The sequence below is a fragment of the Rummeliibacillus sp. GQ308 genome (genome assembly GCF_059759115.1).
The window spans coordinates 1,888,599-1,909,929 of the sequence record NZ_JCAXDQ010000001.1; the positions used below are offsets into that span (position 1 = coordinate 1,888,599).

The window sequence follows — 21,331 nt, forward strand, 5'->3', positions numbered from 1 at the left end:
ATTATCGCCCCCTTGCTATTACATTACCATGTTGATTACTAAATTCGGGGAAGTGGACAAAACAAGTGTTCATTCGACGATTAAAGTTTAATTTTTTAAATTCCGACAATGTATTTGTCAAATGTTTATGTTCGTGTTTGTGGTATGATAGATGGCAGACGAGGTGGTATTATGGCAATTCGATATCCGAATGGAAAAAAATACACGGCTCCTACGCCAGACGAAAGCAAAAAAACGAGGAAAGAGAAAAACATCTCTTATAGTAACCGGGGTAAATCATTGGAAGATTATATTGATGAAACCAACGTGTATTATCTGCAGAGAAACATTGCGGTAATTCATAAGAAACCTGTTCCTGTCCAAATCGTCAAAGTAGAGTATCCATCCAGAAGCGCTGCTGTTATACGCGAAGCCTATTTTCGCACACCATCTACAACGGATTATAATGGTGTTTTTAATGGGGCCTATATTGACTTTGATGCAAAAGAGACAGAAAATAAGACTTCTTTCCCTTTAAAAAACGTCCATGCTCATCAGGTCAAACATATGGAGGGCATAGCGAATCAACAAGGAATCAGTTTCTTAATTGTACGCTTTACTTCCTTAGATCGTTATTTTATAGTACCATGTGACATGCTGTTAGCAGCATGGAAACGAATGTTGGATGGCGGAAGAAAATCCATTCCGTTATCTGATTTTGAGGAGCAAGCTACCGAAATACATCTTGGGCTTACTCCTCGATTAGATTATTTAAAGGCAATCACAACATTGCTACCATAGCTTGAATTTAAGTTATGAGAAAGTGAGGAAATACTGTGGATCAACAAGTTAATTCACGGAAACAGCGAAAGCAACTAGAAGAACAAAAAAGAAGGGGCAACAAACAAAAAAGCAACGGTAAAAAACCAAATCGTTCTTTGTTCAAAAAGATTATAATCGCTGTTTTAGCGTTAGGTATAGCATTATTTGTAATTGGCGCATCTATTTTTGCCATTTATGCGGCGCAAGCGCCTAAATTAGATGAAGAGTTGCTAAAAGACCCTGTTTCAACTAAATTCTTTGATTCAAATGGTAAGGTCTTCTATACAATGGGGAATCAAGAACGCGAACATGTCGATTATGACAATATTCCAAAAGATATGCGCGATGCCATTTTAGCAACAGAGGATTCTCGATTCTTCAAACACCACGGAATCGACTTTGTTCGTCTTGGAGGGGCCGTGCTTGCCAACTTTAGGTTTGGTTTTGGCGCACAAGGCGGCAGTACTTTAACTCAACAAGTGATCAAAAACTCTTTCTTAAATAACGGCAAAACACTTAAACGTAAAGCCCAAGAAGCTTACCTTGCAATCCAATTGGAACGCGAGTATTCAAAAGAAGAGATTTTTGAAATGTACTTCAATAAGGTATTGATGTCCGGGCAAACATTTGGCTTTGGGACAGCAGCCAAGAAATTTTATGGAAAAAATTTAAAAGATCTAACATTAGACGAGAAGGCCTTGCTTGCCGGCATGCCACAAGCGCCAAACGCCTACAATCCGTTTAAAAATCCGGATCGAGCAGAAAAACGTCGTAATATTGTTTTAGGCTTAATGTATCAGCATAAAGTCATTACTAAAGAACAGATGGAAAAAGCACGAAAAGTAGACATCAAAAAAGGCCTTCTCCCTGAAAGCAAGAGACAGACTACTGCGTCTAAATACGATGCCTTCATTGATGTTGTACTAAAAGAACTAAGTGAAAATAAAGATGAAAAAGCGTTAGAGGAAGGTGTAAGCGTCTATACGACACTTGATACAAACGCACAAAAAGTAGTTGAAAGCACAATGAATAATAGTGCTAACTTCCCTACTAAAGATATTCAAGCTGGCCTATCTGTTATTGATACTAAAACAGGTGCAATTGTCGCTGTTGGTGGCGGTCGCAACTACGGTCCTGAACGTGGCTTCAACTATGCAGAGGCATTGAACAAACGTCAACCAGGTTCTACGATGAAGCCGTTAGTAGATTATGGTCCTGCTATTGAGAATTTAAAATGGTCAACTGGCAAAACAATTGTGGATGAACCAATGAATTATACGGGCTCAAGCCAACCAATTAACAACTTCGACCATCAATATAAAGGATCTGTAACCATTCGACAAGCACTATATAACTCTCGAAATATACCTGCAGTAAAAACTTTCAAAGAAGTTGGTGCAGATAAAGCCAAAGCATTTGTTAAAAACCTTGGCATTAACACGAACGAATTATATGAAGCAGATGCAATTGGCGGTGGGAAGATTAGCTTAACTCCTATTGAAATGGCAAGTGCCTACGCTGCATTTGGTAATAATGGTATTTACACAGCACCGCATGCAATTAAGAAAATTGTATACAGAGACGGCAAAACATCCAAATCGTATACACCTGACCCTGTGCCTGCTATGAGCGACTATACAGCATTCATGGTAACTGACATGCTCCGTGATGTGGTAAGTTCTAAATACGGTGCGAGTGGTTCAGCAGCTGGAATCCCGGGCCTTGATGTAGCGGGGAAAACGGGTACAACCAACTATAGTACTGCTCAATTCAGTGAATATGGACTTCCTGCTTCCGCCGTGCCAGATTCATGGTTTGCAGGTTATACAACCAATTATTCAATCGCTGTTTGGGGCGGTTATACCGACTATAAATCACCAATTACGACAAACGAGGAGAAATTGCTTCCTCAAAAACTATTTAAAACGATTATGTCTCAGATATCAGCCAATAAAGAAACGCCTAATTTCAAGCAGCCTAATTCTGTCGTAAGAGTAGGCAATGAGCTTTATGTAAAAGGTCAACAACCGGTTGCTGAGAATAAAGACCCTGAAGAAGAGAAAAAAGAAGACGAAGAGCTTCATGCACCTTCTGGTTTAAAAGCAACTTATGATGAAAATGCAAAGGCAGTTAATTTATCTTGGTCACATGATCATCCAGAAGATCAATCAGTAAGGTATAAGGTATCTGTTTCGGTAGATGGCGGAGGCAGCCAGTCTTTAACAGAAACATCGAATACATCTTACACATATGGTGGTCCAGAAGATGGCAAAACCTATGTATTTTCTGTAGTCGCAATAATGGATGGCAAAACAAGTGATGCTGCTACAACATCGATTCAAATAAAAGCACCTGAAAAAGAGCCGGAAGAACCTAAGACAGATGAAAATGAGTCACCAGAGCAACCGGGGGAGGTTGAACAGCCTACCCCACCAACTGAAGAAGAACAGCCTGGAGATGGGAATGAAAACGAGCCTCCAGCTCAGGAACAGGAACCCGGTGACAACAATGGGCAAGATGATGGTAACGCAAATGACGAACAGGTAAATGCTCATACAAATAGTGTGGGAAATGGTCATGGTAACGGTAATAGGAATGAAAATAGCAACAATGGGCAGGAGAATAATCCAAACAATAACAGAGGTAACAGGGGTAACTCTCAAAATGATCAAGATCATTAAATGAATAAAAAAAGCGTGAGAGATCAAATCTCTCACGCTTTTTTTATTGTTCATAAATATAAAATAGTGGATTATAATACACTTTTCACTTAGCATGTTTAAGCCTTAACCTAGCACACCTTTTCTTCGTTTCACCAAACAATTCAGCCAGTTGACGATAGCAAGCATATTGACCTGGCCTATTTTTAATAAAGGCCAATCTTTCTAACCCATTAATCGGCAATACTTCATATGTTTCATTGATCAATTGTTGCTCCGATGTTTTAGAAGCTTGAATGATGAATCCTTCATACAAAAGAATTGCTTCTAACATATAAGCTTTTGCGTCTTCCCGTTTTGAATGTGTTGCATGGATTTTTTTTTCTAATGTCAGCCATTGCTGAAACCATTCGTCTACACGATCTTTCTCTATTGCTTCTTTCTTACATTCAATCATTTTTGACAAGACCTTTCTTTAATCGCTTTTGTCCTTCGCGGCAAAGCTCAAGTAATGGACAAATGTGGCATTGTGGTCTTTGCGCTTTACAATGATAACGACCAAAGAATATAAGTTGATGATGTGCTTTAGACCACCTTTCCGGTGGGGTCTTCTTCATGACCGTCTCTTCCACTTGTAGCACACTATCTTTCCATTTGCACAATCCTAGACGTTTCGTCACTCTTTCTACATGTGTATCAACTGCAAATGCCGGTTGCATAAAAGCAACTGACAATACAACATTTGCTGTCTTTCTCCCTACCCCAGGTAACGTCACTAATTCCTCGCGTGTATCTGGGATCTCTCCCTGATAGACCTCTAAAAGTCTTTGACATAGCTTTTGGATATTTTTAGCTTTACTGCGAAATAAACCTATAGAACGGATATCCTGTTCAAGCTCTTCTACTGGGACCGCTAAATAATCCTCTGGTCTTTTATACTTTTGAAATAGAGATGGTGTGACTTTATTGACAAGAGCATCTGTACATTGAGCAGAAAGCAACGTAGCGATAGTAAGCTCGAAAGGATTACTATGAATTAGTTCACAATGTGCTTCTGGAAACATCTTATCCATTTCTTCTAAACAGTATGTCCATTGTTTTTTTGATAACATTCTAACCCTCCCCTTTTACTTTTGTTGATCAAGCCAATTGTAAAAAGGTATATTATTATTTGGTTTCTTTATGTCTGATTCTTTAGGGGCTTGATAATCCTTGGTTGTTTTTACAGTATTTTTACGAAAGTTCTTCGAATGTTTCTCTGCATCTTCAATCGTTTTAACATGATTTTTCTTCCATTCAAATAAAATGCGATCGATATAGCGTAGACTTAGCTTTTGAGAAAGTACTGCTTCCATTAAAGCTTTTCGGATAACCTCTGGTGTATGACGATCTTGATCTAGCCACATAGAAATCATTTCTGTTTCCATTGGCGATAAAAAACGTCCAAACTCCTGCTCAAAAAGTTGAAATAATTGTCCCTCTTTTAACTTTTCATTTGTAGTTTCATCTTTTTGATTTTGAGTGGTCATATAATCAAGTATTCTCTTCCAAAGTGGCATCAGACTTATTACTTCATATAAAACACCTTGCTCGTCCAACTTTTGATGTATTTCCATATACCCTTTTTGCATAAGCCGTTGCATATTTGTAGCGACCATATCTTCACTCATAGTCATACGTTCCGCAATATTAGCTGGTGTTGGAAATGAATTGCCGCTTTCTTGAAATGCATTTAAATGCATGATCAGCATGGCTTCTTCATCCGAAATCTGAAGCAATTTGTAGAATTGAAAAAAAAGCTGAGAAATGGTTACATTTCCCTGCTCAATCCATACTTGGAGCCGTTCCGTTTCTTTCATTTCAAGAACTCCTCCCTTTTAGTCACTAAATAGAACAAGAAGAAGCGCAAATGCGATTCTTCTTGCCATGCCTTGAAAATTAAAATTTATTAAGGATAAATACGGTTAAGTAGACGTGGGAACGGAATTGTCTCACGAACATGCTCAACGCCAGTAATCCAAGCAACTGTGCGCTCTAAGCCTAATCCAAAGCCCGAGTGAGGAACAGCACCGTACTTACTTAAATCTAAATACCATGCATAAGCTTCTTCATCCAAACCATGTTCCGCTATACGTTGTTTCATTAGTTCATAATCATAGATACGTTCTGAACCGCCAATGATCTCTCCATAACCCTCTGGGGCAATTAAGTCAGCACATAATACAACATCATTGCGTTCTGGGTGAGGTTGCATATAGAACGGCTTAATGCCTACTGGGTAACATGTGATAAATACAGGTTTATCATAGTGTTCAGCAATTGCTGTTTCATGCGGAGCACCAAAATCTTCACCCCATTGAATATCGTCAAATCCTTTTTCATGCAATAATTCAATTGCTTCATCGTATGAGATACGTGGGAATGGAGCTTGTATATTCTCTAACTTGGTTGTATCGCGTCCAAGTAATTCTAATTCTAGTTTGCAATTTTTAAGAACAGATTGCACGATATATGCAACATATTGTTCCTGTACTTCTAGCGATTCATCATGCTCATAGAATGCCATTTCGCCTTCAATCATCCAGAACTCAATTAAATGGCGACGTGTTTTTGATTTTTCAGCTCGGAAAGTTGGGCCGAATGAGAATACTTTCCCTAACGCCATAGCTGCAGCTTCTAAGTATAGTTGCCCAGATTGTGAAAGGAATGCATCTTGATCAAAATATTTTGTATGGAATAATTCTGAAGTTCCTTCAGGAGCAGAACCTGTTAGGATAGGCGGATCCACTTTTTTAAATCCTTCTCCATTAAAGAACTCGTACGTTGCACGAATGATTTCATTTCGCACTACCATAATGGCATGTTGTTTTTTTGAACGCAACCAAATATGACGGTGGTCCATTAAAAATTCAACACCATGTTCTTTAGGTGTAATAGGATAATCATGAGCTTCTGAAACTACTTGAATTTCTTGTATTTGTAGCTCATAACCGAAAGAAGAACGAGTATCTTCAGTTACTTCACCAATCACATATAAAGAGCTTTCTTGTGAAATAGATTTTGCCGCAGCAAAAGTTTCTTCACTCACATTCGCTTTTACAACAACTCCTTGCACAAAGCCAGAGCCATCACGCAATTGCAAGAAAGCGATTTTTCCGCTTGATCTTTTATTTGCTAGCCAAGCGCCGATTTTTACTGTTTCGCCGACATGTTTTGGCATGTCTTGAATAGAAATTTTTTTCATATTGTCCTCCAGCATGCTAAATATCTATTATGATAATTTTAAAAATCATAATAAGCAACTTCATTGAACTTCTCATCACATAAGCGACGAAATTCTTACACTCACAATTCTAATTGAAGTAAAGGCTGAGCCGCAATTCATTAAGCCGAAACGATTGGTGATATGAATCAGCCGTTACCTAAGTTAGTAATCACAATGGACTAATTCATTACCTACGGTTTCTGTCACCTTGAATCCTCAAAGGAAATGTGAAGCGTCAATACTATAACACCATTATATACAAATTCTCAGCAAATTTCGTGTAAAAAGGATAAATTCTTTAAGAACTCCTGTTTTTCACCCAATCAAAGGTCCAATTATATTAATCATCTATATTTTTTCTATAGATTCGTTAAACGTTTCCACCAACGACCATCTTCAAAGAGGATATACACATAATTCAATTGACCCTTCTTATTTTTGTAAGTAATTTCCCAAACAACTCCAGGCTTTTCGATACCTAGTTTGGCGTGAAGAATTTCTTTCACATCTCCTTTTTTAGATGCTTCAGCTATTGCGTCTTTTTTGGAAATCCCATCTTTCAAATAAATTCCTGTTGGTTTTTCCTTCTTATTCTCTTGTGACACAATCAGTGCTTTTCTTTTTCCTGAGCTATCTTTACCAATTACCGTCACATAAGATTCTTTTCCATGGTATACATACGACTTCGTGACGGATGACAGTTCTTGTTTATGCAAAACTGCCGCTTTCGCAGTTTTCTCTGTTTGATAAAAAGGCGAAAATGCTTTCCATCCAACAATCACCAGAATTGTGAGAGCTAATAGCGGTAAAAATATAGCGAAGAATTTTATCCAATTTTTCATACAATCACCTTATATTTCTTTGTTTATTTTATTTTGGATATCGAGCTTGCTTCTTGGAGATGAATCATAGCCTTCAGCTCCAAGAAACCCACTTCAAACTAGCTATTATACCAATTTTCCAACTCTAAAACCATAGCATCGAGCGTTACTTTTTTCACAGGCACATTTGGCAATGCATTTGTAAATTCTTTACCGTAGGATTTGGTTTCTATACGCCTGTCGAGCACTATTAAAACACCTTTATCCTCAGATGATCGGATTAATCTTCCAAAGCCCTGTTTGAAGCGTAATATTGCTTCTGGGAGTGATAATTTATAGAACGAATTATCACCTTTTTGGGTAATTCTTGCGGCACGCGCTTTAAAGTAAGGATCTTCAGGTGAAGAAAAAGGCAACCGCACAACGATGACAGCAGAAAGTGCGTCACCAGGGACATCTACACCTTCCCAGAAGCTATTAGTTCCAAACAGCACTGAATGCTCGAAACGCTGGAACATCTTTAGAAGTCGCATCCTGCTGCCCGAAGACATACCTTGTGCAAACAACATATAATCATCCAGAGTACCAGTTTCTTGTATAAGGTCAACTGTTTTTCGAAGCATGTCTTGTGATGTAAATAATACAAAACATCTGCCATTTGTTGCTAGCACCGTCTGGACTATCGCTTCTGCTACAGATTCAATATAAACAGTTTGAGATACATTCTGTATGTCTGGCATATCCTCTACAACATAGACACTTGCACCGCTATAATAAGACGATGGAGCTTGGAATTGGTGTAGCGGAACCGTCTTTTCAAGACCCAATTGCTCTGCAATAAAACGTGGATTTTTAGGTACCGTTAACGTCCCTGATGCCCATATGATGCCAGCAGTCTGGCGGAAGGATTGGAAAATTCCCGCTACTGACTCTTCCACTTCTGCTGGTCTTTTATAGACATGTACACTGCCGGGAAGGTTTCTTAGGTCTATCTCCATCCAAGCAGCATCATTTTCAATCTGTTGCAAGAAAATAAAGTCCCATTCAGCTAGATAGACTTGCAGTTCATTCAATTGGTATTGCCAATCAGCAAGATGTACCTTTTGCTTTGTCGATAATTCATCAGGATAACGCAAATAAGCATTGGTCATATAGTTGGCAAGTGAAAGCCATTGATTCAACCGATAGCTATACTCTTTAAATACAGTCGTCTGTAAATTAAGCTGTGATAGTAAGTAGCTTTGTTTATGATGGCTTTTTTTGGTTTTTTCTGAAGGTAGCCCTCTTAACAAGGCCATAATCGACTTATCAAACAACGAAGTTAAATCCTTAAATTGCTCATCCAATGCTGTTAGCTGTCTTGTTGACATTGTATGACTACTCACTAAATTAAGATAGAATGGATGTTCAATACCGCTTGATTCGGATGAACCTAACTGGCCAAATAAATGCTTCCATTTAGAGTATGAAAAGGCTTTTTCCGCACGATTTGTCGCCGCTTGGATAAATTGATGACCTTCATCCAAAATCCATCCATTCACATTTTTAAAAACTGGGTCAGGCCGATTTAAATCAGCAAGCACCATAGCATGATTTGTAATGATTAAATCTGCTTTTTTGCACGCATGGAGTGTTTGCAAATAAAAATCAAAAGTCGGTTTTCTTCTCCTATTTTCCGCTGTTGTTTCCATACGCCTTATTTTATCGACGAAATATTTTCCGCCACCTGTTAGTGTTACTTCACCTAAATCTCCTGTTTCTGTGTCTTGGAGCCAGACAATCAATTGTAATTTGGTGAAATTCTCATCGTAAGAAACATCCTTTACCTCAAGCAAATCGCAAAAACGATCTAAATCAATATAATTATCCATCCCTTTTACGATAACAGCTGACACCTTATTCTGTAATATTGACTCGGCCTTCGGCAATTCTTCTTGCAATAATTGATCAAGTAAATGAGATGTGTATGTACTAATTGCCATCGTACAATGATATTTTTTTGCATAAATAATGGAAGGTATCAAATATGCGAGTGTTTTGCCAATTCCTGTAGAGGCTTCTGTCATAATTTCCTCTTTATTCAGGAGGGCTTCCCACACCTTATCCATCATTTTGAACTGATCTTCTCTCACTTCAAAGTGTTGAAATGCTTTTTCAAAAAGCTGCTTCTTTTCTTGAAAGGTTACTGGATAATCAATAATTTCCTGTCTATCTTCTCCATCATTAGGCGGCTGCTTTAACGCTAAACGCCGATAATAAAAATGATGATCCGAAGTAGCACTCTGTTGAGTTCTTTTTATATGAATAGCATCTAACAACAATCTTGAAATATTAGATTTAAGTTGAAAAGAACGCTCATGAAGCTGTTCAAGAGTCAATAAAGGCAGTGCTAAAAGCCTGTGCCAACATGCCTTTAATAAATATGCTGTCGCGGCTGCATCATCATCCGCTCTATGTGCATTAGCTAACCTTATCCCGAGCTCTAGTGCTAAATCTTGAAGTTTAAAGCTATAGGCTGTTGGGAATAAAATTTTAGCCAGCTCTACTGTATCTAAATGCTTTCCAACCCAATTTGGCAATCCTGCTCTTTTAAACTCAGCTTGTAAAAAAGGCAAATCAAAATCGGTGTTATGAGCAACAAACACTGTATCCTGTAGTATTTCATATATTTCTTCTGCTTTTTCTTCGAAAGTAGGGGCATTTTTCACTTCTTTTTCAGATATATGTGTCAAATCCTGAATAAAATAAGGAATTCTTTGCTCAGGATTGATGAAGGTCGTATAGGTTGATAGTATTTCCCAGTCTTTCATCAAGACTATGGCAATTTGAATGATTCGGTCCCCTTGTTGTGAGGAATGACCTGTTGTTTCTAAATCTACAATTGCATACGTTTGGCTTTCCAATCTTCTTCACAACTTTCCGTAATGGTATATACAAGATTTTATCATATTTAAGCCAGTTTAGCCGACTCTGGTGTTAGGTTTTATTCGTTGATTTTTAGCAAAAAAGTAGTTGCTAGGATTGTAGTATTTTAGTAAATGAAAAAATGAATGAAGAACTTGCTTACAACATTTAGTTTTTTATGCTTCAGACGATGTTTTCCGTGGGAATCACTGTCCAGGAAGAAACACCATTTTATGAAGTTAATCGATTCGATGAGGTTCAATTAGGGGCTAATATTGTTCTATCTCAACATCATTTTTACTTTAAATAAGTATTTTACACCTCCTCTACCTACCATTATCCGAAGAGAGAAAAAAACCCGAGGATTTTAAATCATCGGGTTTTTGAATCAATAATTATAGTTGTTGGTCCACTGTTGGTCAGCTTCACATCCATCATAGCACCGAAGATGCCAGTTTCGACATGTAGGCCAAGAGCAAATAGAGTGCTGTTGAAATACTCCCATAAAAGATGAGCTTCTTCAGGCCGGGCAGCATCTGTAAAGCTTGGACGATTTCCTTTCTTTGTATCCGCATATAAAGTAAATTGCGAAATGGAAAGAATTGCTCCACCATACTCTTTTATCGAAAGATTCATTTTGCCGTTTTCATCTTCAAAAATGCGCATTTTAGCGATTTTTTTAGCAATAAAGTCTGCATCCTCTTTCGTATCTCCATGTGTAATGCCGACTAACAAAACAAAGCCCTGTTCGATGCTTCCTGTTACTTTTCCGTCCACTGTAACAGAGGCTTCTTTGCTTCGTTGAACTACTACTCTCATGTAATCGTCACTCCAATTTTAATGTATGACACGTTGCACTAGATAAATATCTGGAATTTGTTTAATGCGTTCTACCACTTTATACAGGTTATGGATATGGCGAATTTTCAACGTCATATTGATTGTTGCAATCTTATTCCGATCAGTACGTGCGCTAATAGCAATAATTGGCGTTTTGGTTTCAGTAACTACTTGAATCACTGTATTCAGTAAACCTTCACGATCAAAACCTGATATTTCAATATCTACATCAAATAGTTTTTGTTCTGATTCTAGGTTTTTGCTCCATTCAACATCAATCAACCGTTCTTGATCCTCAGCTTTAATATTAGGACAATCTGCACGATGCACAGAAACACCTCGCCCTTTAGTAATAAAACCGACAATATCATCACCCGGCACCGGATTGCAGCATCGAGACAAACGGATCAATAAATTTTCCAAACCTTTTACCACAACACCTGTTTCGGTTACTTTTTCTTTTTGAGGCACTTTCATTTCTTTTGTGATTTTTTCCAGCGTTTCTTCTTGACTACGTTGCTTTCTCAATGGTTCAGATAAGCGGTTGACTACTTGTACAGCCGTCATTCCATTGAATCCAACTGCCGCAAATATCTCTTCTGCACTGGCATAATTTAATCTTTCACATACGCGTTTAAAGTTTTCAGGTGTTAATATTTCTTTTGGATCATAGTCTTGCTCAGCAATCTCTTTTTCAATCATTTCGCGCCCTTTAGTCACATTGTCCTCGCGTAATTGCTTTTTGAAGAACTGCTTAATTTTATGTTTCGCTTGAGATGATTGAGCTATGTTCAACCAGTCACGGCTTGGACCAAACGATTGTTTTGAAGTCATAATCTCAACAATATCGCCTGTACTCAACTTCGTATCTAGGGGCACCATCTTACCATTCACTTTTGAACCAATGGTTTTATTACCGATCTCTGAATGGACACGGTAAGCAAAGTCGATAGGAACAGAACCTGCAGGCAATTCAATTACATCACCCTTAGGCGAGAATACATAAACCATGTCAGAAAACAAATCAAATTTTAGCGATTCCATAAATTCTTCAGCGTTCGATGATTCATTTTGGAATTCAAGAATTTCTCTGAACCATGTTAATTTATTGTCAATATTCGATTTGCTTTGATCAACATTTTTACCTTCTTTGTAAGCCCAGTGTGCAGCTACCCCAAATTCTGCGATCTTATGCATTTCTTTCGTGCGAATTTGGACTTCAAGCGGATCGCCATATGGACCAATCACAGTGGTATGCAAAGACTGATAAAGATTTTGTTTTGGCATAGCTATATAATCTTTAAATCTTCCTGGCATAGGTTTCCAGAGAGTATGGACTGTACCAAGGACAGCGTAACAATCTTTAATACTATCTACAATTACCCTCACGGCTAAAAGATCGTATATTTCATTGAATTGTTTATTTTGCATAGACATTTTCCGGTAAATACTGTAAATATGCTTTGGTCTGCCCGAAAGTTCTGCATGGATATGGATTTCACCTAACTGATCGTTGATTTCATCCATGACTGATTGTAAATAATTCTCACGTTCTACGCGTTTTCTTTTCATCAAGTTGACAATTCGATAATATTGCTGAGGATTCAAGTAGCGTAAAGCTGTATCCTCTAACTCCCATTTAATCGCACTAATTCCTAAGCGATGTGCTAGTGGAGCGAATATTTCGAGTGTTTCTTTTGAAATACGGCGCTGTTTCTCTACAGGTAAGTGTTTTAACGTTCTCATATTATGTAGTCTGTCCGCTAATTTAATCAAAATTACTCGGATATCTTGGGCCATAGCGACAAACATTTTGCGATGGTTTTCAGCTTGCTGTTCTGCTTTAGATTTATATTTGATTTTCCCTAGTTTCGTCACGCCATCTACAAGCATGGCGACTTCTTCATTGAATTCTTCCACAAGGTTTTCGCGCGTAACAGATGTATCTTCTACGACATCGTGTAAAAAGCCCGCTGCAACTGTCTCTGGATCCATTTGGAGATCAGCTAAAATGCCCGCAACTTGCACAGGGTGCAGGATATATGGCTCACCAGAGCTTCTAAATTGCTCTTTATGCGCTTCTTTTGCCACTTCGTATGCTTTTTTTACAAATGCTACATGTTCATCATTCATATATGATGAGAGTATTGCGAAAACTTCTTCGACTGTCATCACTTGATCTTTCGCCATGATTGCCCACCTTATTTCATAAATTTGCCGATTGAGTATGAAGTTAATTGTATAAAAAAAATAGCCTGTTTGTAAAGGCTATTACTCCCGAAATATTGATATTTCGACAAATTTCGCGAGTCTATAATCTACTTGACCACAGACTCGCTATTATAAAAAATTAATATTGCATTAAAGTGAAGACGTCATAACCTTCAATTTTATCGCGACCATGAAGTTCTTCTAGTTCAATAAGGAACGCGCAGCCTACCACAACGCCGCCTAATTCTTCTACTAAGCGAATTGCAGCTTCCACTGTTCCGCCAGTCGCTAATAAATCATCGACAATCAGCACTTTTTGGCCTGGTTTTACAGCATCGCTATGCATAGTTAAAGTATCCTTGCCATACTCTAAGCCATAATCAGCTGAAATGACTTCACGTGGCAATTTGCCCGGTTTACGAACTGGAGCAAAACCAATCTCAAGTGCATAAGCAACAGGGCATCCTGTAATAAAGCCACGAGCTTCTGGACCTACGATTAATTCAGCGCCCACTTTTTTAGCATAGTCGACAATTTGGTCAGTTGCATATTTATATGCTTTACCATTATCCATAATTGTAGTGATATCTTTAAAAGAGATGCCTTCTTTTGGCCAATTCTCTACGATTGTCACATATTGTTTTAAATCCATTTGCTATGTTCCTCCTCAGAAACTGTTTGACTCTTCATCCGCGAGTCAAACCACTCTCTTAAATCCTTATAAGGCGCATACAATAAAGTTTGTTCCAATTCCATTTGCTGCTGCCGTTCTTGATAAATGTTCGCGCTTGTTAAATCCTTTTTCGGTGGATTGTCCACAATTTGAGCGAGACCATTTTCTATTGTAACAAATCCTAGTTCAAAAAACACCTGTGTCATAAAAATTAACGAATCACGGCTCCAGCCTTTATGTTTTGCCAATTCCATTAAATGCTCTCTCAGATGGAATGTACGCCTTTTCTTTAAGAAGGAATAGTACCAAACAAATTGTTCTCTTGTTGGCATAGCATCAAAGTAATGTGACTCTGGAATATAAAAATGGGCATAAACACGTCTTGGATTTGCTTCTTCTAATAATTTTTCGAGCAGTGAAGCGTTTGTTGGTAAATCGAGCAGCACAACATAGCTTTCTATTTGCTGCGGAGTCATTTTTTCTTCATAAATCATTATTTCAGCAGGTATGAGGGAATCAAAATACTGCAGGGTTCTGTTTTGAAAAGCGATAAATGTAACTTTTTCTAAAGGAATACTTTGAAGCCATCTCGAAACATGGCGGATGCCCCGTAGATCAAATAATTGCCATTCATCTGTTTGGACATCTGCAAGCATAAGCTGGGGTTTTTTCCGGCCGTTCCACTCGTTGATCTGCAAATCGCCTGCAAAATTTATTTTAATGCCATACGTCAATTCATCGGCCAAATATCCTTTATGAAAACCAACTGCATCTAAATCGCCATTCCTGGATGCGATTTGGAGTTTGATATGATTCTCGTCTGCTCCAATTTTGCGCATTGACTGGATTGTCGCATTTTCAATCGCATAGACAGGCTTTGCAAAACTAGTACCAAATGGAGACAAACGACGTACATCTTCAATAGAAGTAACGTCAATTTCCTCTACAGCAAGCGGAATATCAATATTTAGGACTGGAGTAAAGTCTTCATCTGTTAAACCTGCCCTCGCTTGTTCATCAAGGCGGATGCGGAGCTCGTCAATTTCTTCTACAGCAAGTGTCATTCCTGCTGCCATTGGATGACCGCCAAATGCTAGCAATATTTCGCTATTTTTCGCAAGCTCCTTATACATATGGAAGCCTTCAATACTGCGGGCAGAACCTTTAGCAGTCCCTTTTTCGAGATCTATTGAGAGTATGATTGCCGGTTTATAGTATCTTTCTACAAGCCTTGATGCGACTATACCAACAACACCTGGGTTCCATCCTTCATCAGCTAGGACTAGTACTTTTGCATCGCCAATCTCAGGATCATTCTCCACCATTTCAATTGCCTGCTCGGTAATGTTCGCCACGATTGCTTGTCGTTCTTTATTTTGTTCATTTAAATAGTTCGCCATAGACTGCGCTTCTTCTTTATCCTGCGTCATTAAGAAGTCGACCCCCGGTGCAGCATCTCCGAGTCTGCCTAATGCATTTAGCCGTGGTGCAAAACCAAAACCAATTGTCTCTTCATCAATATCTTGTGCTTTAACACCAGCAATTTGGCAAAGTGCTTGAATAGCAGGTTGTTTAGATTGTTGAAGCGCTTCTATTCCCGCTTTTACTAAATAACGATTTTCATCCAATAATGGCACCAAATCGGCAACTGTACCAATCGCGACAAAGGGTAGGAGATGTTGCGGCAACTCACCGTAGAGAGCATGTGCTACTTTAAATGCTACCCCTACACCAGCAAGCTCTCCAAAAGGATAATGGCCATCCAGATGTCTCGGATGGATAATCACATCTGCATTAGGCAACTCTTCACCAGGCTCATGGTGATCTGTCACTATGATATCCATCCCCAACTCTTTAGCAACTTGCACTTCATGATTGCCAGCGATTCCATTATCGACAGTAATAATCAGCTGAAATCCATCTTCATATGCTTGTCGAAACAATCGCTCACTTGGTCCATATCCATCAATAAAACGATTAGGAATAATGTGATGGACATCAGCTCCCAAATCTACTAAAGCTGTTTTTAGAACAGTAGTGCTTGTAATGCCATCGGCGTCATAGTCTCCGTATATTAAAACTTTTTCTTTATTTTGTATCGCTTGTTTTATACGATCTACTGCATCGTGCATACCATACAAATCGTAAGGATCGTGTACTGAATGTTCATCGACCATTAAAAAAGCACGCGCAGATTCAATAGTGTCAAAACCGCGTGCGACTAATATTTTAGCTGAGATAGGTGATAAGCGAAGCTCTTTTTCTAGCATTTCCACAAGTCGTTCATCAGGGCGATTGATACGCCATCTCTTCTCTGTTGCTGTCATTTCGTCACTCCCTATCATTCTATTATACAGAAGTAAGCTTATAGATTAAAAGCAGAATGGCCAAAATAAGACCTCTATATGCTAGAGTTACCGCTCTTATACCAATACCAAAATTACTTGTTAGGATTGCGTACGGAATGTCTTTTCAACTCCAGGCGATAGCCTTCCATCTTTCCCTCTTGTCTTGATTTCCACTTTATACGTCGTTTTTTTCTTTAAATTAGTGATTTTATAGCGATCTGTATTGATAGTTTTTACATAGCTTCCGTTTAAGTAAATACGGTAGTTTCCACTTTGGCTATTCAGACTTTTAGGTGCTTTAATTACAGCTACTGCAGAAGAGCTGGTAATATTGCTTATCTGTATATCCTGTACGTCATTCGGCAGAGGATGACTGAAATCAATCAATCCATAGCCATATAAAGGATCCTTCCCCTTTACACCCAAATCAATCGTATAGTCCCGTAGAGCTTTCCTTAATTGACTACTGGTCGCGCGGGGATATTGTTGCTTCAGTAATGCGAGAAAACCAGTCACATGTGGCGTGGCAAATGATGTGCCTGAACCTAATCTTCTATTTCCTTGAAGATCAGTAGAATAAACACTGTTACCAGGTGCTGCAAATTCTATCTGTGTACCCGTGTTCGAAAAAGATGAAATAAGGCTTTGCTTGTCTATGGATGAGACGGCAATAACTTGGCTATAACGAGCGGGATATTCAACATTTTTCCCATTGCCATCATTCCCCGCTGCTGCCACTAAGATGATACCTGCTTTTGATGTTTTTGCAATAGCATTCCTTAAAATAACATCATCCATTTTCATACCAAGTGATAGATTTACAATATCTATTTTATGTGCAATTGACCAATCAAGCGCTTTTAATATTGCCTGAATGGGCGCTCCATCAGGTTTAAAAACCTTTAAACTGTATAGTGACATATCCGGCGCAACACCTAATAAGTTATTTCTTGCATTACCTAATAGAATGCCTGCAATGAAGGTACCATGGCCATCGTTATCATAAGGAGAACTTTCGTCTATTAAAGTTGAACGTACATCCTGAACGAATGAATAGCGGTAAACATTTGGCCAATTGACTTTGGAAGTCACTCCTGTATCTATCAGTGCAACCTTTACACTTTTGCCACTAAGCCCATTCGTCCATGCATTGCTTGCATGGATTAAAGACATATTCCAATTAAGTGCTGATGGTATCTCACTGCCTTGTTTTTTCTCAGGCATTGAAAAGAGATGTGTATCTTTTTTTATTGTTTCAACTTTTACAATTGAGGAGCTCTTTTTGAGTCTCCTAATATCTGCTTTATTAAAAGTGCCAGCAATTGTCTGTAAGTGATGATAATTTTGTTCTACATGTTTTGCTGCAGTTAAAACCTGTTTTTCTCCAACAGAGTTGCGATAAATAATCATAGCTTGTTGAGTTGTAGGATTGCTTGCCTTTGCTAAATGAGGAAAGCATAGAATTAAAAGAGCAATTGTAGTCAATAAACTGATGAGCAATCTATTATTCTTCATTATGTAGTCTCCTGTTTTAGGTATAGCGTCAAGCTCGATTATAAATCAACTCCAGTAAAAACGTTATATAAATTTTTTAGAAATAAAAAAAATCCATCCACCTGATCATCATCAAGTGGATGGATTAAAATTTTACACAACAGGCTCGTCTGATCCCCATTGTTTTTTCTTTTTGCCTACATCTACATTACCTTTTTTCTTCATCTCACGCACTTTCAATACATACCAAACTTGTGCAGCGATGTAGATGGAAGAGTAGATACCTGTAATTAAACCGATCAATAAAGCGATGGAGAACGTAGTGATAGAGCTTGCGCCGAAAATCATTAACGCAACTACAACGATAATTACCGTTAATACTGTATTTACAGAACGTCCTAATGTTTGACGAAGTGATTTGTTCACAATATGCGCCAACTCATCTGGACTCTTAATTTTATTCACACGGTGCAAGTTTTCACGAATCCGGTCAAATGTAACGATGGTGTCATTAATCGAATAACCGACAATCGTCAGTACAGCTGCGATAAATGTAATATCTACTTCTATACGGAATAAACTAAAGATCGCCACCATAAAGAATACATCATGCAATAGCGAGACAATCGCACCAACACCCATTCGCCATTCAAATCGGAATGCAACGTAGATTATTATGCCAATCGCTGCATAAATTAATGCTTTGATCGCATTTTTAATCAGTTCTTGTCCAATCGTAGGCGAAACGGTACTAATTGCTGGCTCATGGCCAAATTCTTTCTTGAAGTCCGCTTTCATCTGTTTCACTTCATCTTTTGTGAAGTCATCTTTATAACGGATGACAGCCCGGTCTTTGTTACCGGAAATTACGACATCGTCTGATTCAAAACCAGCTTTTTTAAGATAAGACTCCACACCTTCCGTTGTGAGAGAATGTTCTGATTGAACTTCTACACGGGAACCACTAGAGAAGTCAATACCAAGATTCAAACGAAAAATGCCTAACACAATCATTCCTGCAATGATCAAGACCGCTGACAAAGCAAAGAATTTATTGCGGTTGTGTACAAAATCGAAACGGTCAAAACGTGTTGTTAAATCAAGTGTATCCACGCCTTCTTCAATTTTATGAACGCGTTTTGGATTAACGCCGAACCATCGAACTTTTCCATCTAAGTAGCCACTATTCACCAGTAGTCCTAAGAGGATACGTGTGCCCCACACTGCAGTCAAGAAGCTGACTAGAATAGAAATGATTAATGTTGTCGCAAAACCTTTTACAGAGCTTACACCTAAGGCGAATAATACACCAGCCGCAAGCAATGTCGTAATATTGGCATCAAAAATAGCTGTGAACGAAGATTTAGAACCTGATTTAAATGCGGCTTTGACTGTTTTGCCGACACGAAGTTCTTCTTTAATCCGCTCATACATAAGGATATTAGCATCAACTGCCATACCTATCCCGAGCACTAACGCTGCGATACCCGGCAATGTCAATACAGCATTGATCCAATCAAAAATAACTAATGTGATAAATGTAAAGATCAGTAGTGTTATGTCTGCTACTAAACCTGGTAAACGGTAAACTAATAGCATAAAGATAAAGATAACTGCTACACCAATGATACTAGCCATTACCGTGCTTTTTAGCGCTTCATCACCGAACTGTGCTCCCACAGAAGTGGAGTACATTTCTTTCAGCTTCGCTGGTAGAGCACCGGCATTCAAAATACCTGCTAAGTCTTTCGTTTCTTGTACAGTAAAGCTCCCTGTAATTTGGACATCTTTAGAGTTGATTTCCTTTGTTACTTGTGGAGCAGAAACGAATTGAGGATCTGCTTTGACAGCTTCTTTCTTATAAGAAGATTTGCCTTCTTCAAAGTCTAGCCAAATGACTAATAAGTTATTTGGTGTGCCCATTGCTGAAATTTTGCTTGTCACTTGTCCGAATTTATCCGGATCTTTCAGTTTTAGGGTAACCATTGGACGGCCCTGTTCATCAAAAGATGGCTTAGCTCCGCCTTGTTGAAGGTCATTCCCATCAAGCAATACTTTGTCATTCACGTCACGGAAAGTAAGATTTGCCTGATTTGACAAAACATCTCTCGCTGACTCTTGGTCCTTGACGCCCGCTAATTGAACGCGGATTCGGTCGCCGCTTTCTATTTGGATGCTTGGTTCACTTACGCCGAGGACATTGACACGTCTGCTGATCGCATCAGCAGTTGCTTTTACATCACTTTCAGTGATTTTTTGTCCTTTTTTCAGCGGCTCAACTTGATAAAGCACCTCGAATCCACCTTGCAAGTCTAGGCCTAAGTTAATGTTACTTAGTACGCCTTTTACGGTCGTTCCCATAAGAGAGCCGATTACAACGACAATCAGTAGAAACGCGACGATTCGGCTTTTCAATTTCATTAAAACTTCCTCCTAATAAAGTGAAACTTTAATCAGCAAAGGTTTAATCTCTACTGATTGATTAGTTGAACCAATCGGGCATGAGCGGGCCACTTTCTTTGACAAAACTCTTATATTTACTGTTTTGAGAAAGGCACAAAGTACCCAGTCATGCGGAAACACTTGCAGTAAAATTACTGACCAAAGTAAACGAATCATAAGTTATGTATGGTTGTGTAAATTGTTCATTACTACTTTGTATAAAAGTTTGTCCTAGTTCAAAACAAATGCACAATTACGCGATTGATTCGCCACTTAAGCAGCATTCTCTGTAATTTTCCTTCTATTGTTTCGTTTTCTCAATTTGAATGTATAACACGTTTATTATGAAACACGATTGCCTACCTGTCAAATCAATCTTCGATACTTTCTGTCATTTTAGAAGGAGTTTTAGCAATATCTATGTTATTTTGACATACAGATAAAGGAAAAATATCAACAATAAAATTTTTCGTTTCTACATTAAAAATGAAATATAAAAACCATAAAACCCCATTTATCTATCTTCCAATTAATAGTTTTAATTCATCCTCATTAATTGGGGCAAACCAATTTGAGGTTTTTAGTTCTTCCACTTGGCTAAAGGTCATATACTGAGCAGCAGTTAAAGAAAAAATATCTGCAATTACCTTATGCAAAGCTAAATCTGCTTCGCTATATTTTTTCCACTTTTTCAATACTAAATAACGCCATATATCTTGCTCTGTAATACTTTTTAAACCTTCCATACGAAAATCAGCTTTCCTCATAGCTAACACAGGCATTACTTTATTAAATAGTTTTTCATATTGAACTACCAAACTACTCACGCCCTTTCAAGTTTTGAACGTACAAGTTTAAATTTACTATTTTGC

The 21,331-nt window shown here is 38.3% G+C and carries 15 protein-coding genes; 2 read left to right on the top strand and 13 right to left on the bottom strand.

The window, feature by feature from the left end; all coding sequences use genetic code 11:
• The first annotated feature begins 171 nt into the window (after positions 1 to 171).
• Together recU and AC6CHJ_RS09445 are read left to right on the top strand one after the other, a co-directional pair.
• Positions 172 to 780, top strand: a complete 609-nt coding sequence (gene recU / locus AC6CHJ_RS09440) for a Holliday junction resolvase RecU (protein WP_249774497.1) — start codon at positions 172 to 174, stop codon at positions 778 to 780.
• Positions 781 to 815: 35 nt separating this feature from the next.
• On the top strand, positions 816 to 3,482 hold the full coding sequence (locus tag AC6CHJ_RS09445; protein ID WP_392993138.1) for a PBP1A family penicillin-binding protein: 2,667 nt from the start codon (positions 816 to 818) through the stop codon (positions 3,480 to 3,482).
• 85 nt (positions 3,483 to 3,567) lie between these two features.
• On the opposite strand, the gene AC6CHJ_RS09450 is transcribed toward AC6CHJ_RS09445, so the two are convergent.
• From AC6CHJ_RS09450 to AC6CHJ_RS09510, 13 genes are all read right to left on the bottom strand, one after another.
• A complete protein-coding gene (locus AC6CHJ_RS09450) occupies positions 3,568 to 3,918 on the bottom strand; it encodes a YpoC family protein (RefSeq protein ID WP_392993135.1) in 351 nt (116 codons plus the stop codon).
• Positions 3,911 to 4,573, bottom strand: coding sequence for an endonuclease III (nth, locus tag AC6CHJ_RS09455; RefSeq protein ID WP_147195764.1), 663 nt, complete (start codon positions 4,571 to 4,573; stop codon positions 3,911 to 3,913). Before nth ends, AC6CHJ_RS09450 begins: the two co-directional genes overlap by 8 nt.
• A gap of 15 nt (positions 4,574 to 4,588) precedes the next feature.
• Positions 4,589 to 5,320: a DnaD domain-containing protein gene (locus AC6CHJ_RS09460; RefSeq protein WP_147195766.1), complete on the bottom strand. Its 732-nt coding sequence runs from the start codon at positions 5,318 to 5,320 to the stop codon at positions 4,589 to 4,591.
• An 89-nt stretch (positions 5,321 to 5,409) separates the two neighbouring features.
• Positions 5,410 to 6,705, bottom strand: coding sequence for an asparagine--tRNA ligase (gene asnS / locus AC6CHJ_RS09465; RefSeq protein WP_066788436.1), 1,296 nt, complete (start codon positions 6,703 to 6,705; stop codon positions 5,410 to 5,412).
• Between the two features lie 380 nt (positions 6,706 to 7,085).
• Positions 7,086 to 7,568, bottom strand: coding sequence for a cell wall elongation regulator TseB-like domain-containing protein (locus AC6CHJ_RS09470; RefSeq protein ID WP_498288236.1), 483 nt, complete (start codon positions 7,566 to 7,568; stop codon positions 7,086 to 7,088).
• Positions 7,569 to 7,666: 98 nt separating this feature from the next.
• On the bottom strand, positions 7,667 to 10,450 hold the full coding sequence (gene dinG, locus AC6CHJ_RS09475; RefSeq protein WP_498288238.1) for an ATP-dependent DNA helicase DinG: 2,784 nt from the start codon (positions 10,448 to 10,450) through the stop codon (positions 7,667 to 7,669).
• Positions 10,451 to 10,823: 373 nt separating this feature from the next.
• Positions 10,824 to 11,270, bottom strand: a complete 447-nt coding sequence (dtd, locus tag AC6CHJ_RS09480; RefSeq protein ID WP_066788445.1) for a D-aminoacyl-tRNA deacylase — start codon at positions 11,268 to 11,270, stop codon at positions 10,824 to 10,826.
• Positions 11,271 to 11,288: 18 nt separating this feature from the next.
• Positions 11,289 to 13,481 carry a RelA/SpoT family protein gene (locus tag AC6CHJ_RS09485; RefSeq protein ID WP_251646956.1) on the bottom strand — a complete coding sequence of 731 codons (2,193 nt, stop codon included), beginning with the start codon at positions 13,479 to 13,481 and terminating at the stop codon, positions 11,289 to 11,291.
• A gap of 160 nt (positions 13,482 to 13,641) precedes the next feature.
• Positions 13,642 to 14,154 carry an adenine phosphoribosyltransferase gene (locus AC6CHJ_RS09490; protein ID WP_066788449.1) on the bottom strand — a complete coding sequence of 171 codons (513 nt, stop codon included), beginning with the start codon at positions 14,152 to 14,154 and terminating at the stop codon, positions 13,642 to 13,644.
• The gene (gene recJ, locus AC6CHJ_RS09495) at positions 14,145 to 16,502 is read right to left on the bottom strand and encodes a single-stranded-DNA-specific exonuclease RecJ (RefSeq protein ID WP_498288240.1); all 2,358 of its coding nucleotides are present in this window, start codon (positions 16,500 to 16,502) and stop codon (positions 14,145 to 14,147) included. Before recJ ends, AC6CHJ_RS09490 begins: the two co-directional genes overlap by 10 nt.
• Before the next feature lie 120 nt (positions 16,503 to 16,622).
• Positions 16,623 to 18,038, bottom strand: a complete 1,416-nt coding sequence (locus tag AC6CHJ_RS09500) for a S8 family serine peptidase (protein ID WP_498288242.1) — start codon at positions 18,036 to 18,038, stop codon at positions 16,623 to 16,625.
• 132 nt (positions 18,039 to 18,170) lie between these two features.
• The gene (gene secDF, locus AC6CHJ_RS09505; RefSeq protein ID WP_498288244.1) at positions 18,171 to 20,438 is read right to left on the bottom strand and encodes a protein translocase subunit SecDF; all 2,268 of its coding nucleotides are present in this window, start codon (positions 20,436 to 20,438) and stop codon (positions 18,171 to 18,173) included.
• A 539-nt stretch (positions 20,439 to 20,977) separates the two neighbouring features.
• Entirely contained in the window at positions 20,978 to 21,277 is a 300-nt protein-coding gene (locus tag AC6CHJ_RS09510) for a post-transcriptional regulator (RefSeq protein WP_066788457.1), read from the bottom strand.
• Between the last annotated feature and the right edge of the window lie 54 nt (positions 21,278 to 21,331).

Bases quoted from the DNA above. Each gene is read 5' to 3' on its own strand.
- AC6CHJ_RS09450 (WP_392993135.1), bottom strand. From the start codon at position 3,918: ATGATTGAATGTAAGAAAGAAGCAATAGAGAAAGATCGTGTAGACGAA.
- nth (WP_147195764.1), bottom strand. From the start codon at position 4,573: ATGTTATCAAAAAAACAATGGACATACTGTTTAGAAGAAATGGATAAG.
- AC6CHJ_RS09500 (WP_498288242.1), bottom strand. From the start codon at position 18,038: ATGAAGAATAATAGATTGCTCATCAGTTTATTGACTACAATTGCTCTT.
- recU (WP_249774497.1), top strand. From the start codon at position 172: ATGGCAATTCGATATCCGAATGGAAAAAAATACACGGCTCCTACGCCA.
- dtd (WP_066788445.1), bottom strand. From the start codon at position 11,270: ATGAGAGTAGTAGTTCAACGAAGCAAAGAAGCCTCTGTTACAGTGGAC.
- secDF (WP_498288244.1), bottom strand. From the start codon at position 20,438: ATGAAATTGAAAAGCCGAATCGTCGCGTTTCTACTGATTGTCGTTGTA.
- AC6CHJ_RS09490 (WP_066788449.1), bottom strand. From the start codon at position 14,154: ATGGATTTAAAACAATATGTGACAATCGTAGAGAATTGGCCAAAAGAA.
- AC6CHJ_RS09470 (WP_498288236.1), bottom strand. From the start codon at position 7,568: ATGAAAAATTGGATAAAATTCTTCGCTATATTTTTACCGCTATTAGCT.
- recJ (WP_498288240.1), bottom strand. From the start codon at position 16,502: ATGACAGCAACAGAGAAGAGATGGCGTATCAATCGCCCTGATGAACGA.
- asnS (WP_066788436.1), bottom strand. From the start codon at position 6,705: ATGAAAAAAATTTCTATTCAAGACATGCCAAAACATGTCGGCGAAACA.
- AC6CHJ_RS09460 (WP_147195766.1), bottom strand. From the start codon at position 5,320: ATGAAAGAAACGGAACGGCTCCAAGTATGGATTGAGCAGGGAAATGTA.
- AC6CHJ_RS09485 (WP_251646956.1), bottom strand. From the start codon at position 13,481: ATGGCGAAAGATCAAGTGATGACAGTCGAAGAAGTTTTCGCAATACTC.